This window comes from Alloalcanivorax sp. C16-2 (genome assembly GCF_046507615.1).
GTDB classification, from domain to species: domain Bacteria; phylum Pseudomonadota; class Gammaproteobacteria; order Pseudomonadales; family Alcanivoracaceae; genus Alloalcanivorax; species Alloalcanivorax marinus_A.
Map to the genome: position 1 here is coordinate 509,962 of NZ_JBKFTL010000001.1, position 14,250 is coordinate 524,211.

The window sequence follows — 14,250 nt, forward strand, 5'->3', positions numbered from 1 at the left end:
CCTTCCTGGCTCAGGGCTGATCGGCGGCGCTTTCCAGCGCCGCCACTTCCTTCTCCAGAGCGTCCAGCTTGGCGCGGGTGCGTTCCAGCACCTGGCGCTGCACTTCGAATTCTTCCCGGCTGACCAGATCCAGGCGTGTCAGGGTTTCGTTGAGTACCGCGCGCACGCTGTGCTCCACGTCCTGGCGCAGGCGACCCAGGTCGCCGGGCAAATGACGGCTGATGTCGGCCATCAAACGATCGATAAAGGCTTGGCTTTGCATGGCCGGAGGCTCCACTATTTCGGGGTCGGGCGAATCGGCGTCCGATGGTAGCACGGGCGCTCCGCCGTGGAGCACCGTAACGGCGTGCACCGTTTTGGGTTGTGGTCCAAACTGGTGCACTATAATGCCGCAAATGACCCGGCAGGACGCCAGGAACTAAGTTCTAACCCCCTGAGTTTGCGTGACTTTTTAAAACTGGCATGGGTCGTGCACAAAATGGGCTAGAGCGTTCGCGCGAGTGGATGGATCGGGAACCAAAGCGGGGCCTGAAACCCAACGAACGTCAACGGACGCGGTATAAGCGTTTGAAGGAGATAGAAATGAAACTGGTTACAGCCATTATTAAGCCGTTCAAATTGGACGACGTGCGTGAAGCACTGTCCGAGATCGGCGTCCAGGGCATCACCGTTACCGAGGTGAAGGGCTTCGGGCGTCAAAAAGGCCACACCGAACTGTACCGCGGCGCGGAATATGTAGTGGATTTCCTGCCCAAGGTGAAAATCGAAGTGGCGATCGCGGAAGCCAGCCTGGATCAGGTGATCGAGGCGATCACCAAGGCGGCCAATACCGGGAAGATTGGCGACGGCAAGATTTTCGTCACCACCCTGGAACAGGCCATTCGCATCCGCACCGGCGAGACCGGCGAGGACGCGATCTAAGTTTCAAAGCAACGTGTAATACGACCCATGCCAAGGTCCTGAACACGCTTCCAAATTCTCGGAGGGTTGCAACGTGGAAAATCAAATTTTCGAACTTCAGTACGCCATCGACACCTTTTATTTTCTGGTGTGTGGCGCGCTGGTAATGTGGATGGCCGCCGGCTTCGCCATGCTCGAGGCGGGTCTGGTTCGCGCCAAGAACACCACAGAGATTCTTGCCAAGAACGTGGCGCTGTTCGCCATCGCCTGCATCATGTACCTGGTGTGCGGCTACGCCATCATGTACGACGGTGGCATCTTCCTGAATGGCATTGAGTCCTTCGATCTGGCCGGCGTGCTGGCGGATTCCGCCTCCAACGGCTTCGACGGCGATTCCGTGTATTCCGCCGCGTCCGACTTCTTCTTCCAGGTGGTGTTCGTGGCCACCGCCATGTCCATCGTTTCCGGCGCCGTGGCTGAACGCATGAAGCTGTGGGCGTTCCTGGCCTTTGCCGTGGTCATGACCGGTTTCATCTATCCGATGGAAGGTTCCTGGACCTGGAACGGTGCCGACGTGTTTGGCATGTACAACCTGGGTGACCTGGGCTTCTCCGACTTCGCCGGTTCCGGCATCGTGCACATGGCCGGCGCCTCCGCCGCCCTGGCCGGTGTGCTGCTGCTCGGTCCGCGTAAAGGCAAATACGGCCCCAACGGTGAGATCCACGCGATCCCCGGTGCCAACCTGCCGCTGGCGACCCTGGGTACCTTCATCCTGTGGATGGGCTGGTTCGGCTTCAACGGTGGTTCCGTTCTGAAGCTGGGCGACGCCGCCAACGCGCACTCCGTGGCCATGGTGTTCCTGAACACCAATACCGCCGCCGCCGGTGGCGCCGTGGCCGCCCTGATCGTGGGCCGCTTCCTGTTCGGCAAAGCCGACCTGACCATGCTGCTCAACGGCGCCCTGGCCGGTCTGGTGACCATCACCGCCGAGCCTTCCACCCCGACCGCGCTCACCGCCACTCTGTTCGGTGCCCTGGGCGGCGTGCTGGTGGTGTTCAGCATCGTGGCCCTGGACAAGATGAAGATCGACGATCCGGTGGGCGCCATTTCCGTGCACGGTGTCGTGGGTCTGCTGGGCCTGCTGCTGGTGCCGCTCACCAACGACGGTTCCACCTTCACCGGCCAGATCGTTGGCGCCATCACCATCTTCGTCTGGGTGTTCGTGGCCAGCCTGATCGTGTGGGGCATCCTCAAGGCGGTCGTCGGTATCCGTGTCTCCGAAGAGGACGAGTACGAAGGCATGGACCTGGTGGACTGCGGCATGGAGGCTTACCCGGAATTCGTGAAAAGCTGATTCTGTTTCCTTCCTTGGAACAACCTTGGGCGCCTTCGGGCGCCCTTTTTTGTTCATCGCGGATTCTCCACGGGCGGTTGCGCTGGTATTGCCGTAGGAGCGACTTCAGTCGCGATGAAAAGGGCACCGCCGCTGATCGCGACTAAAGTCGCTCCTGCACCACGCTTCCGCGTTCTTCGCGAATATCCGGCGCCGCACCCAGGTGATCTTTTTGCGCTCTTTTACCCCCTGGTTACGTTCCGTGCCTGGAGTGGCCGGAGCGGGCTGCTAGAGTGAGTTCATGTCCGACTCACTCTCCCGGCCCTCCGGCCCGGCGGTGGTATGCCATGATTGCCACCTGCGTCTGGCGCGGCCCGGCGCCGACCGGGGCCATTGGTATTGCCCGCGCTGCGGCGCCCGCCTGGGCTCGCAGCACCGCTTGCGAGCCCAGGCGGTGATCGCGTTGGCGGCCACCGCCCTGGTGCTGTGGCTGCCGGCGATCAGCTTGCCGCTGGTTTACGTGGACCAGTTTGGCGCCGCCGGCTCGGTGACCGTGCTGTCCAGCGCGGCGGCGTTGTTCGGTGATCGGTACGGCCTGGTGGCCGCGGTGGTACTGGGCACTCTGGTGGTGATGCCGGCGGCGCAGATGACCGCGCTGCTGGTGGCCATGGCCCGGCTTCACGCCGGAGGCCGGCCGCGCCGCTGGTTGTGGTGGTACCGCCAGGGGCGGGAGTGGGCGATGCCGGAGATCTTCCTGCTTGGCGCGTTGATCGCCACCACGGAACTGGGTGAAAACACCAGCCTGCGGCTCGGTACCGGCCTGTTCTTCCTGCTGGGCCTGGTGGTGGCGCGCTGGGTGGCGGAAGGGCTGGCGGACCCGGCGGTGCTGGATCGTATTCTTGAACAACGGGACGCGGAGGCCGGTGATGCCGCCCGCCTCTAGACGGCTGGCCGCCTGGGCCCTGCTTGGCGCCGCCGCGGTTTGGCTGGTGCCCGCCAATCTGTTGCCGATCATGACCTTCGAGAGCATTGGCCGTGAGCAGTCCGGCACCATCGCCGATGGCGTGGTGCGGCTGGTGCAGTCGGGCATGCCGGTGCTGGCGTTGGTGGTGTTCACCGCCAGCCTGCTGATCCCGATTCTCAAGATTCTGGTGCTGGCGGTGGTGTACTGGCGCACGCCGGCGCACCCGTCCCCACGGGCGGCGATCCGTGCTTATCGTCTGGTTTACTGGATTGGCCGCTGGTCGATGCTGGACGTGTTCGTGGTGGCGTTGCTCGCCGGGTTGATGCGCTTCGGCAAGCTGGCCACCGCCAGCGCGGAGCCGGGTATTACCGCCTTCGCGCTGGCGGTGGTGCTGACCATGCTGTCCGCGCATGTTTTTTCCACTTCGCAACTCTGGGACCCCGACCATGGAAACGGTGCAAACCCGTAGCAGCCGCTGGCCCTCGCCAATCTGGCTGGTGCCCTTGATCAGTATCGTGCTGGCCGGCTGGCTGCTGTATCAGGAATTCCTCAGCAGCGATCGCCAGGTGGTGATCACCTTCGCCAATGGTGGCGGCCTGAAAACCGGGGTGCCGGTGAAGTATCGGGGCGTGCCGGTGGGTAAGGTGGACGAGATTCGCCTCAGTGACGATCTCAAGCAGGTGGAGGTGCACGCCAGCCTCAACCAGGACGCCAGGGAACTGGCCCGGGAGAACAGCCGCTTCTGGATCGTGGAGCCGGAAATCGGCGTGGCCGGCGCGCGCAACCTGGATACCCTGGTGGAAGGCAAGTACATCGCCGTGAAACCCGGCGACGGTGAGCCGGCCACCCGCTTCAAGGGGTTGTCGGCGCCGCCGGAGCAGCAGCCGGAATCCGGCCTCAAGCTGACCCTGGTGGCGGACACCCTGGGCTCGTTGAAGCAGGGCCGGAAGGTGTTCTACCGGGATCTGCCGGTGGGCACCATCGGCGAAAGCAAGCTGGCCCGGGATGCCCGCCACGTGGAAATCGAAGTGGTGATCAAACCGCGTTACGCCAAGCTGGTGCGCACCAACTCCCGGTTCTGGAACAGTTCCGGGTTGGATGTGGATTTCGGCTTGTTCAGTGGCGCCGACATCCGCGCCAGTTCGCTGGAGAATCTGCTGCGCGGCGGTGTCAGCTTCGCCACCCCCGACGAGGCCGGCCCCCTGGCCGGCGCCGGGCGTCGTTTCGAGTTATACAGGGAAGCCGAGGACGAGTGGCGGGAATGGGCGCCGGTGCTGGGCTGGCAGTAGCCGGTCAGGTCAGCCGGCGCACCATGGACAGAGGCAGAATGCGCATCGCCAACCCCAGGGGCGCCCAGGGCCAGGACGGCACGCAGGCCTTGGCGGGCTCCCTGTCGATGGCCGCCACCAGGGCCTTGCAGCCGGTTTCCGTATCGACCATGAACGGCGCTTTCTCCACTTTCTCGTTGATCTCCGAGCGGATATAGCCGGGATAGATGGTGCTGATTCTGATCGGTTTGCCCAGCATCTCCATGCGCAACCCTTCCGCCAGGCTGGCGACCCCGGCCTTGGTGGCCGCGTAGGTGTTGATGTTCTTGCGCATGCCGCGCATGGCGCTCATCGAGGACATCACCACCAGATGGCCGGCGTTCTGGGCGCGGAAAATCTCCATGGCCGCCTCGCACTGCGCCAGGGCGGCCACGAAATTGGTCTCGGCGGTCTGGCGGTTGGCGTGGAAGGCGCCGGTGCCCAGTGGCTGCCCCTTGCCCAGGCCCGCGTTGACGATGATGCGGTCCAGTTGACCCATTTCTTCCTTGAAGTCATGAAACACCTGGAATACCTGGTCGTAGTCGTTCACGTCCAGGGGCTTGATACGCACGGAGATCGACGGATTGATGCTTTCCAATTCGGCTTTCAAGGCTTCCAGGCGGTCCAGCCGCCGGGCGCACAGCGCCAGGTTACGGCCCTGGGCGGCGAACAGCCGGGCCATGCCGGCGCCCAGGCCGGAGCTGGCACCGGTAATCAGGATGTTGTTGCGGGTGGTCATGGGCGATTCCTTGGCGCGGCGATTACCGATAGGTGAGCAAATCACCGCTCAGGTGTAAATGCTCATTGAGGGTCGCCAGGCGCAGGCGCCCGGTGTTCACCAGCAGCCGGGTGACACTGGTGTTCACCAAACCCCGATTGAAGGTGATCAGCGCCTCTTCGTCCAGTTCCAGCAGGTGCTGGATGGCCACGCTGATGGCGCCGCCGGAAGTGAATACCAGGGCGCTGTCGCCACTTTCCAGGCCGTTGGCCAGGCTGTATAGCGAGGCCAGCACCCGTTCGCGGAACGCCGGCCAGCTTTCCGGGTAGTCGTCCTCGCCGCGCTGCCAGCGTCTCAGGGCTTCCTCGAAGCGGGCCTGGAAGGCGCGGCGGGGTTGCGGCTGTTCGCTCATCCAGCGGGCCAGGACGGCGCGGTCCTGGGATTCCGGCCAGTGCACCCGCATCAGGCTCTGGTGATCATACTCGTTGAAGCCGGCGTCGGTGTGCCATTCCGTCGGCAGGCCAAGGGCCTGCAAGGCCGCCTCGGCGGTTTCCCGGTGGCGCTGCATGGCGCCGCACAGCACCCGGGGGGCGCCCAGGTTCTGTTCACGCAGATGCCGGCCCAGCACCCGGCTCTGTTCCCAGCCATGGTCGGACAGGGCATCGTAATTCGCGGCGCCGAAGCTGGCCTGGCCGTGACGTATCAGGTAAATGACGGGCATGAGAGCTCCTGCACACTGCTTGACCTCATGCTAGGGAGCGGTTTTGAATAAATCGAATGAATCTTGAAAATAATCGCGGATAAATCGGATGCATGTATCGCGCTTTGACCTGAACCTGTTCGTGGTCTTCGACGCCATCTATACGGAAGGCTCCCTGACCCGGGCGGCGCGGGTGCTCAACCTTACCCAGCCGGCGGTGAGCCATGCGCTTGGCCGGCTGCGAGAGCGGCTCCAGGACCCGCTTTTCGTGCGCCAGGGCGCGCGCATGGTGCCCACCAGCCGGGCCCGCGCCATGGTCACGCCGGTGCGCCACGCGTTGGGCGGCCTGCAGCGCTGCCTCAGCGACGAAGGTGGTTTCGACGTGGCGGAGGCGGAACGCACCTTCGTGCTGGGGTTGCGCGACGGTCTGGAGGGGTGCCTGTTGCCGCCGCTGATCGCCGGGCTGGTGGATGAGGCTCCGGGGGTCAAGCTGCAGTCGATGACGGTGCCTCGCCGGCAACTGGCCACCGAACTGGCCAGTGGCCGTCTGGACCTGGCCGCCGATGTTCTGCTGCCGCTGCCGGAATCCGTTGAGCATCGGCCGGTGGTCAGCGGCCCGCTGGTGGTACTCATGCGCCCTGGTCATCCGCTGGCCGGGCGACTTGATTTGCCGGCTTATCTGGCCGCCCAGCACGTGCTGGTTTCATCGCGGCGGGAAGGTCCGGGGATGGAGGATTTCGGCCTTTCCCGGCTCGGTTATCGCCGCAACATACGGTTACGTTGCCAGCATCACATGGCCGCGCTGGCCACGGTAATGGGGTCAGACCTTTTACTGACGCTTCCCGGCCTGCTGGCGCGGCTGCTGGCGCCGCCGGGCAGTCACCTGGAGCCATTGCCCGCCGACGTTCCGGGCCTTGAATTGCACTTGTACTGGCACCGCGACCAGAGTGCCGATCCCGGGCATTCCTGGTTGCGCCAGCGGGTCATGGCGATGCTCGCCGAGCAGCAGGCTCTGCAAGCCTGACCGTAAATATACGTACCGCTCTTCACGTCCCCGTCACGCCTTCGCCGTATTGCGTGGCCCGCCCCTCCGGCGCAGGATCAAAGTGTGATATGTGTCACATTTTGGTTGTGCAAAAAATGAGTAAGAGATCCCGGGGGGGACCCAAAATGAGCCTTTTCAAGGAATTGGCGTTGGTGGATTGGAATACGGTGGGACGTCGCGTCGCGCTTATTCTGATTCTTGGCGTGGTGGCATGCGCTCTGGCGGTGATGGTGGGCGGTTAGCGCCTCCGCCGGTTTCCGGCGCGGGCAATAGGGTGTCCGTGAACGCCGGGTTCTGACGCACGCGAACGTCGCGGGGGGCGACCGGTTCGCCGCATGCGCCGCAGGTCAGCCTGGCTTCCAGGCGGTGTCCGCACGTCCGGTGCTCATGGAGCAGCGGTGCGCCGCGTTCGTCCGCCAGATAGCGATCACCCCACTGTACCAGGTGCACGATGACCGGGTGCAGCGCCCGCCCCATGTCGGTAAGCCGGTATTCCTCGCGACGGGGACGCTCCTGATAGGCGGCCTTTTCCAGCACGCCCTGGTGGACCAGCTTGCGCAGCCGATCGCTGAGCACATGGCGGGTCACGCCCAGGCGTTCCTGAAAATGGTCGAAACGGCGCACCCCCAGAAAGCAATCGCGTAGCACCATCAGTGTCCAGCGGTCGCCGATCACGGCCAGGGCGCGGGCCAGGGAGCAGGGTTCTTGGTTCAGGTCTTGCCAGCGCACGTGGCCTCCAGCCTCGAATAGGGGTGCCCAGTTTAGCGAATTGACAGGTTCTGAAAAAGAACCCACTATCCGGTGCCAAAACAACCGTGAGGACAACACCATGAGCCAGGCCGCCATGCTGGTGATCGGTGCCGGTGATGCCACCGGTGGCGCCATTGCCCGCCGCTTTGCCCGGGAGGGCTACACCGCCTGTGTCACCCGTCGCCGCGAGGCGGCGCTGAGGCCGTTGGTGGAGCGGATCGAGAGCGACGGCGGGCGCGCCCGGGCCTTCGGGTGCGATGCCCGGGACGAGCAGGCGATGGTAACCCTGTTCGATACCGTGGAAGAGGAGGTGGGGCCCCTGGAGGCGGTGGTGTTCAATATTGGCGCCAACGTGAATTTTCCCATCCGCGATACCACCGCCCGGGTCTACCGCAAGGTTTGGGAGATGGCCGCCTTCGCCGGCTTCCTGGCCGGTCGGGAGGCGGCCCGGGTGATGGTGCCCCGGCAAAAGGGAACGCTGATTTTCACCGGGGCCACCGCTTCCCTGCGCGGCGGCGCCGGTTTCAGCGCCTTCGCCGGCGCCAAGTTCGCGTTGCGGGCGCTGGCCCAGAGCCTGGCCCGGGAGCTGGGGCCGGAAGGCATTCATGTGGCCCATCCGGTGATCGACGGCGCCATCGACACCGCTTTTATCCGCGACAACTTTCCCGACCGCTACGCCCTCAAGGACCGCGACGGCATCCTTGATCCGGAACACATCGCCGACCAGTACTGGATGCTGCATTGCCAGCCCCGGGACGCCTGGACCCATGAGCTGGATCTGCGGCCCTGGATGGAAACCTTCTGACCCCGCCGATACGAGGCCCGATCATGACCGAGACCCTGGAATTCTTCTTCGACGTGGGCAGCCCCGCCTCCTACCTGGCCTGGACGCAACTGCCGGCGCTCGCCGAGCGCACCGGCGCCGTGATCCGCTACCGGCCGATGCTGCTGGGCGGTGTTTTCAAGGCCACGGGCAACGCGTCGCCGGCAGCGGTACCGGCCAAGGGCCGTTATACACACCATGACATGCAGCGCTTCGCGCGCCGCTACGGCGTCACCCTGACCATGAATCCGCACTTTCCGGTCAATACGCTGATGAGCATGCGGCTGGCCACGGCGGCGCTCGACACGGAACACCGGGACGGCATGCTGAGCGCCCTGTTCGAGGGGATGTGGCGCCGCGAGCGGGATCTGGCCGACCCGGCGGCACTGGCGGCGACCCTGGCCGAGGCCGGCCTGGACGCGGAGTACTGGGCGGCCCGGGCCCAGGACGTCGAGGTGAAGGAGGCGCTTAAGGCCACCACCGAGGAGGCGGTGACGCGCGGCGTGTTCGGCGCGCCCACCTTCTTCGTGGAGGAGGAAATGTATTTCGGCCAGGACCGGCTGGATTTCGTCGAAGCGCATCTGAACGGCGAGCCGGTGTGAGCCGCTCCTACCGTGGGTTTTGGCACGAACGCCACCGGAACGCGGCGGGAGCGGCTTCAGCCGCGATATCTTTCCACCTCAGTCGAGATCCGACAGGGCATCCTGCATGAACGGTGGTAGAACCAGCGCCGCCTTGTGGATGTCGGCGCTGTAATACTTGGTGGCGAAGCCCTTGCCGGTGGCGTCGCTCTGGCGGAACCCGCCCACGTCATGGTTCTTGCCCGCCAGGGTGCAGCTCCACCAGCCGCTGGGGTAGACCGGTTGCGGGAACGGCAGGGTGCGGGTGTGGCTGAAGCCGGCCTCGCGCATGTTGGCGTGCAGGTCGCGGATGATGGTGTCGCTGTGCAGCAGCGGTGATTCGGACTGCTGCACCAGCACGCCGCCCTCGGCCAGGGCACGATGGCAGTGCTGGAAGAACTCCGCCTTGAACAGCCCTTCCGCCGGGCCCACCGGGTCGGTGGAATCGACGATGATCACGTCGAAGCGGCCTTCCTCGCACTCCTGCATGAACTTGACGCCGTCCTCGAAGCGCAGCTCGGCGCGCGGGTCGTCATTGGACTCGCACAGCTCCGGGAAATATTTCTCGGAGAAGCGGGTCACCTGTTCGTCGATGTCGATCTGGATCGCCTTGGCCACGCCGTCGTGGCGCAATACCTCGCGCAGGGTGCCGCAATCACCGCCACCGATGATCAGCACGCTGGTGGCGCCGGCGTGGCTGAACAGGGCCGGGTGAGCCATCATCTCGTGGTAGAGAAAGTTGTCCCGGGTGGTGAGCATGGTGGCCCCGTCGATGGTCATCAGGTAGCCGAAGGTCTCGGTGTCCCACATCTCGATGTGCTGGTAGGGCGTCTTCGCCTCTTCGAGCTTGCGCTTGAGACGCAGGCCGAAGGCGGTGCCGGCGGAGTCGAAATGCTCGATGAACCAGTTGTCGTCTTGGGTAGCCATAACGGGAATCCACAGCGTGAAGGGAAACAGGGTCGGCATTGTACGGTGGCATGGATGATTTGCCACCGTGCGTGCAGGCATAATGCCCGCAACGACACCGCCAATACCACCGCCGCCCTTGAAGGAAGCGACCATGACCGACACGCCCACCCCGTTCGATGCCATCTATAACGTGGATCGCTGGGGCGATGGCTATTTCCGGATCGGCGCGGATGGCCACCTGCGGGTGCGGCCGAAAGGCGAGGTCGGCGGTGAGGCCACCCTGGAAGCGGTACTGGCGGCGTGCCGCGCCGCCGGCCTGCGTACTCCGGTGCTGGCCCGTTTCTCAGGCATTCTGCGCGACCGGGTACGGCGCCTCTCCGGAGCCTTCCGCGACGCCATCCAGGCCCAGGGTTACGGGGGGCATTACACCCCGGTCTACCCGATCAAGGTAAACCAGCAGCGCCGGGTGGTGCACGAGATCCTGCGCGCCCGGGATGAAGGCGAGCGCATTGGCCTTGAGGCCGGCTCCAAGCCCGAGTTGCTGGCGGTACTGGCACTGTCCAACCCGGGCGACACCGTGGTTTGCAATGGTTACAAGGACCGCGAGTACCTGCGCCTGGCGTTGATGGGCGAGAAGCTTGGGCTGCAGGTGCAGATCGTGGTGGAGAAACTGTCCGAGCTGCCCATGCTGCTGAGCGAGGCGGCGGCCCTGGAAGTGGCGCCGCGCATCGGCCTGCGCGTGCGGCTGATGAGCATCGGCAAGGGCAACTGGCAGAACACCGGCGGCGAGAAATCCAAGTTTGGCCTGAGCGCGCCACAACTGATCGAGGCGGTCGAGCACTGTCGCCGGGCCGGCAAGCTGGATTGCCTGCGCATGCTGCACTTCCACCTCGGCTCGCAGATCGCCAACATCCAGGACATCAAGGCGGGCATGCGTGAGGCTGCCCGCTATTACACCGAGCTGCGCGGCCTGGGCGCGGCTTTGGACACGGTGGACGTGGGCGGCGGTCTGGGGGTGGATTACGAAGGTACCCACTCGCGTTCCTACTGCTCCATGAACTACAACCTGGCGGACTATGCCTGGCACATCGTTCAGACGCTGTCCGAACAATGCGCGCGCCACGGTCTGCCCGAGCCGCATCTGATCTCCGAATCCGGGCGCGCGCTCACCGCTCACCACGCGGTGCTGCTGCTCAATATCACCGACGAGGAACGCCAGGCGCCGGTGTCGGTGGCGGCGCCCGGCGATGACGATTGCGTGGAGCTGCACGAGCTGTGGCGGTTGAACCGTCTGCTGGAAGGTGGCGGCGTCAATTTGCTGGAGATTCATCCGGAGTTGCTGGGCGCCTGGCAGGACCTGCACCGGCGCTATCTCAATGGCGAGCTGGATATCCGTGGTCGCGCCGTCGGTGAGCAGCTTTACATGAATGGCCTGCTGGCGCTGCGCGGGCGACTCGATCCGCGTCGCCGTCAGCAGCGCGAACTGCTCGATCGCCTCAACGAGCTGCTCGCCGACAAACTGTTCGTCAATTTCTCCGTGTTCCAGTCGGTGCCGGATGTGTGGGGCATCGATCAGGTGTTCCCGGTGCTGCCGCTGTCCGGCCTGGACCAGCCCGCCACCCGTCGCGGCGTGCTGCAGGACATCACCTGTGATTCCGACGGCCGTATTGATCAGTACGTGGACGGCGAGGGCGTGGAGGCCAGCCTGCCGCTGCCGGAAACCCTCAACGGCCACCTGGCGATCTTCATGGTCGGTGCCTACCAGGAAATTCTCGGCGACATGCATAACCTGTTCGGCGACACGGATTCCGTGGACGTGAACCTCAACGACCAGGGGGGCATCGAGCTGACCCATGCCATTCAAGGCGACACCGTCAGTTCGGTTCTGCGTTACGTGAACTTCGATCCGGAACGGTTGCTCGGCACCCTGGAAGAGCGCTGCCATCAGTCCCAGCTTCGCGACGACGAGCGCCAGCGATTCCTGGGCGAGATCCGTGACGGCCTGGCCGGCTACACCTATCTGGAATAACCCACCGGGGAAACACACCATGGATGAACAACGCAAAGCCCGCCAGGAAGCGGTGCTGAAACGGCTCGACCGGTTCAGCCGCTTCACCGATTCCAGCCTCCGGATTCCATTCACTCGCTTCGAGCTGGGCGCGGAAGCGATCATCGGTCTGATTCCCGGCATCGGCGATCTTGCCGGGCTGGTACTGGCCGGGTACGTGCTGGTGGAAGCGCGGCGCGCCGGCGCCAGCGGCGCCACTCAAAGGCGCATGGTGCGCAACATGCTGATTGATTTCCTGGGCGGTCTGGTGCCGGTGGTGGGCGATGCGTTCGACGCTATCTACAAGGCCAACACCCGTAATACCCGGCTGCTGCGCAAGGAACTGATGCGTGACCTGGGGCGCGAGGAGAAAAAGCCGTTTCCCTGGGCTACCCTGGTGGGCCTGTCGATTCTGTTCGGTGCCATCACCGCCGTGGTCGCGGCGCTGCTCTGAACGGAACTCAGGGCGTGGCCCGGGCCAGCCGGTCCAGAAAACGACGGGTACCGGACAGCAGCGGCTCGCCCAGGGTGGCACTGCGGTGGCGCAGCATCCTCAGGGCGGCGTTACCGCCAGCGCGCCAGTGATGATGGCAGAACACCCGCAACACGAAGGCTCGGGCGAACAGGGGATCATCGAGATCACAGTCGTTGGCCATCGGCAGGCGCGGGTGGCGGGCCGCCAGGGCGTTGGCGAAGGCGCCATCACCCAGCCCCCGGGCGGAGCCCCGGGTATCGTGCACCGGCGTGGTCCCCAGTCCGCAACTCGGCGAGCGGCTTTTCAGTACGAAACCGCTGAGCGACCCGGGCAGCCGCCCGGCCTGCTCGCTCAGGGCCTCGGTAAAATCCTGGTCGGGGTCGGCCACGCCGCGCACCCGGCGTTGGTTGTTTAACTCCACCACCTGGATCGGTGGTCGCGGCACCGGCAGGCCAATGCTCACTTCCGGACATACCGGCGTTACCCGCACCAGCGCCACCAGCTGGTCATGGACCAGCGCATGCCGGCGGTGATCGCCATCATGGCGCACCGGCTCGCCCATCAGGCAGGCGCTCACGCCGATCACGGGTTTGTCGATGTCGCGGCGGGGCGTTTCGAAGCCCATTTGCCGCAGCAAATCCGGTAGCATGGAAGACCTCCCGGTCCCAACCAACGGCGATAGTGTTTCATGAAAGGTGTCATTCTCGACAGTCAGACCCTCAAGCCCACGGAGCTGGATTTCTCCGCCCTGGAGAACGAGCTGCCGCACTGGACATACTACGAGCAAACCGGCCCTGACGATGTAAAAAACCGTTTGCATGGCGCCACCGTGGCGATCACCAACAAGGTGGTGATCGACGAGGAGGCCCTGGCGGCGGCGCCGGATCTCAAGCTGATTGGCATCTCCGCCACCGGCACCAACAACGTGGACCTGGACGCTGCCCGCCGGCGCGGCGTGGTGGTCTGCAACGTCAGCGGTTATGGCACCGAAACCGTGGCCCAGCACACCCTGGCGCTGGCACTGGGGCTGGCCACCCGCTGGCACCAGTACGACCGTGACGCCCGCCAGGCGTGGCCGCGTTCCACCATGTTCTGCCGCATGGATTACCCGGTGTTCGATCTCAGCGGCAAGACCCTGGGGCTGATCGGCCATGGCGCCCTGGGTGGTCGCGTGGAAGAACTGGCCAAGGCGTTTGGCATGCGCGTGCTGGTGGCCCGTTCGATGCGCCCGGACGCGGTGCCGGACCCGGCCCGGGTGCCCCTGGAACAACTGCTGGCGGAAGCCGATCTGATCAGCCTGCATTGCCCGCTGACCGAGCACACCGACAAGCTGGTGAACCGGGATTTCCTGGCCGCCATGAAGGCGGGTGCCGGGCTGATCAACACCGCCCGGGGCGGCTTGGTGGACGAGCCGGCCCTGGCCGAGGCGTTGCGCTCCGGCCACCTGGGCGGCGCCGCCCTGGACGTGCTCAGCCAGGAGCCGCCGCCGGCGGATCACCCGCTGCTGGCCGATGACCTGCCCAACCTGATCATCACGCCGCACAGTGCCTGGGTCAGCACCGAGTCCCGCCAGCGGTTGCTGGATGGCGTGGTCGCCAACCTGCGCGCCTGGAAGGCGGGCCGGCCGATCAACGTGGTGAACGGCTGAGCGGGGAGGTT

The 14,250-nt window shown here is 65.0% G+C and carries 17 protein-coding genes; 11 read left to right on the plus strand and 6 right to left on the minus strand.

Annotated features, from left to right (window positions below; all coding sequences use genetic code 11):
- Positions 1–10 precede the first annotated feature (10 nt).
- Positions 11–262 carry an accessory factor UbiK family protein gene (locus ACLD02_RS02405; protein ID WP_410297836.1) on the minus strand — a complete coding sequence of 84 codons (252 nt, stop codon included), beginning with the start codon at positions 260–262 and terminating at the stop codon, positions 11–13.
- Positions 263–582: 320 nt separating this feature from the next.
- On the opposite strand from ACLD02_RS02405, the gene glnK reads away from it, so the two are divergent.
- The 5 genes from glnK to ACLD02_RS02430 all read left to right on the plus strand — a co-directional run bounded on the left by glnK (position 583) and on the right by ACLD02_RS02430 (position 4,486).
- Complete coding sequence (gene glnK / locus ACLD02_RS02410) at positions 583–921, plus strand: P-II family nitrogen regulator (protein ID WP_067612559.1); 339 nt, start codon at positions 583–585, stop codon at positions 919–921.
- Positions 922–994: 73 nt separating this feature from the next.
- Positions 995–2,254: an ammonium transporter gene (locus ACLD02_RS02415; protein ID WP_203103825.1), complete on the plus strand. Its 1,260-nt coding sequence runs from the start codon at positions 995–997 to the stop codon at positions 2,252–2,254.
- A gap of 280 nt (positions 2,255–2,534) precedes the next feature.
- Positions 2,535–3,176: a paraquat-inducible protein A gene (locus ACLD02_RS02420; protein WP_203103823.1), complete on the plus strand. Its 642-nt coding sequence runs from the start codon at positions 2,535–2,537 to the stop codon at positions 3,174–3,176.
- On the plus strand, positions 3,160–3,666 hold the full coding sequence (locus ACLD02_RS02425; RefSeq protein ID WP_203103821.1) for a paraquat-inducible protein A: 507 nt from the start codon (positions 3,160–3,162) through the stop codon (positions 3,664–3,666). Before ACLD02_RS02420 ends, ACLD02_RS02425 begins: the two co-directional genes overlap by 17 nt.
- On the plus strand, positions 3,644–4,486 hold the full coding sequence (locus tag ACLD02_RS02430; protein ID WP_203103819.1) for an intermembrane transport protein PqiB: 843 nt from the start codon (positions 3,644–3,646) through the stop codon (positions 4,484–4,486). The genes ACLD02_RS02425 and ACLD02_RS02430 overlap by 23 nt, the downstream gene beginning before the upstream one ends.
- Before the next feature lie 4 nt (positions 4,487–4,490).
- Here the strand turns inward: ACLD02_RS02430 and ACLD02_RS02435 are convergent, their stop codons facing one another.
- Together ACLD02_RS02435 and ACLD02_RS02440 are read right to left on the minus strand one after the other, a co-directional pair.
- Complete coding sequence (locus tag ACLD02_RS02435; protein WP_410297837.1) at positions 4,491–5,243, minus strand: SDR family oxidoreductase; 753 nt, start codon at positions 5,241–5,243, stop codon at positions 4,491–4,493.
- Positions 5,244–5,265: 22 nt separating this feature from the next.
- Positions 5,266–5,943, minus strand: a complete 678-nt coding sequence (locus ACLD02_RS02440; RefSeq protein ID WP_410297838.1) for a histidine phosphatase family protein — start codon at positions 5,941–5,943, stop codon at positions 5,266–5,268.
- A gap of 88 nt (positions 5,944–6,031) precedes the next feature.
- Between ACLD02_RS02440 and ACLD02_RS02445 the strand changes: the two genes are divergently transcribed.
- Positions 6,032–6,946 carry a LysR family transcriptional regulator gene (locus ACLD02_RS02445; protein ID WP_203103813.1) on the plus strand — a complete coding sequence of 305 codons (915 nt, stop codon included), beginning with the start codon at positions 6,032–6,034 and terminating at the stop codon, positions 6,944–6,946.
- A gap of 207 nt (positions 6,947–7,153) precedes the next feature.
- Here the strand turns inward: ACLD02_RS02445 and ACLD02_RS02450 are convergent, their stop codons facing one another.
- Positions 7,154–7,696: a winged helix-turn-helix transcriptional regulator gene (locus ACLD02_RS02450; protein ID WP_410297839.1), complete on the minus strand. Its 543-nt coding sequence runs from the start codon at positions 7,694–7,696 to the stop codon at positions 7,154–7,156.
- 100 nt (positions 7,697–7,796) lie between these two features.
- Between ACLD02_RS02450 and ACLD02_RS02455 the strand changes: the two genes are divergently transcribed.
- Together ACLD02_RS02455 and ACLD02_RS02460 are read left to right on the plus strand one after the other, a co-directional pair.
- A complete protein-coding gene (locus ACLD02_RS02455; RefSeq protein ID WP_203103809.1) occupies positions 7,797–8,522 on the plus strand; it encodes an SDR family oxidoreductase in 726 nt (241 codons plus the stop codon).
- Positions 8,523–8,545: 23 nt separating this feature from the next.
- Positions 8,546–9,142 (plus strand): 2-hydroxychromene-2-carboxylate isomerase, encoded by a 597-nt coding sequence (locus ACLD02_RS02460; RefSeq protein ID WP_203103807.1) that lies wholly within the window; start codon positions 8,546–8,548, stop codon positions 9,140–9,142.
- Positions 9,143–9,220: 78 nt separating this feature from the next.
- On the opposite strand, the gene speE is transcribed toward ACLD02_RS02460, so the two are convergent.
- Positions 9,221–10,087 carry a polyamine aminopropyltransferase gene (gene speE / locus ACLD02_RS02465; protein ID WP_203103805.1) on the minus strand — a complete coding sequence of 289 codons (867 nt, stop codon included), beginning with the start codon at positions 10,085–10,087 and terminating at the stop codon, positions 9,221–9,223.
- Between the two features lie 133 nt (positions 10,088–10,220).
- Here speE and speA point away from each other — a divergent pair, with 133 nt between their 5' ends.
- A complete protein-coding gene (gene speA / locus ACLD02_RS02470; protein ID WP_410297840.1) occupies positions 10,221–12,098 on the plus strand; it encodes a biosynthetic arginine decarboxylase in 1,878 nt (625 codons plus the stop codon).
- Between the two features lie 19 nt (positions 12,099–12,117).
- A complete protein-coding gene (locus tag ACLD02_RS02475; protein WP_410297841.1) occupies positions 12,118–12,570 on the plus strand; it encodes a DUF4112 domain-containing protein in 453 nt (150 codons plus the stop codon).
- 7 nt (positions 12,571–12,577) lie between these two features.
- Here the strand turns inward: ACLD02_RS02475 and ACLD02_RS02480 are convergent, their stop codons facing one another.
- Positions 12,578–13,240 carry a DUF523 domain-containing protein gene (locus tag ACLD02_RS02480; RefSeq protein ID WP_410297842.1) on the minus strand — a complete coding sequence of 221 codons (663 nt, stop codon included), beginning with the start codon at positions 13,238–13,240 and terminating at the stop codon, positions 12,578–12,580.
- Positions 13,241–13,279: 39 nt separating this feature from the next.
- Here ACLD02_RS02480 and ACLD02_RS02485 point away from each other — a divergent pair, with 39 nt between their 5' ends.
- Positions 13,280–14,239, plus strand: a complete 960-nt coding sequence (locus ACLD02_RS02485) for a D-2-hydroxyacid dehydrogenase (RefSeq protein ID WP_410297843.1) — start codon at positions 13,280–13,282, stop codon at positions 14,237–14,239.
- The last annotated feature ends 11 nt before the right edge of the window (positions 14,240–14,250 follow it).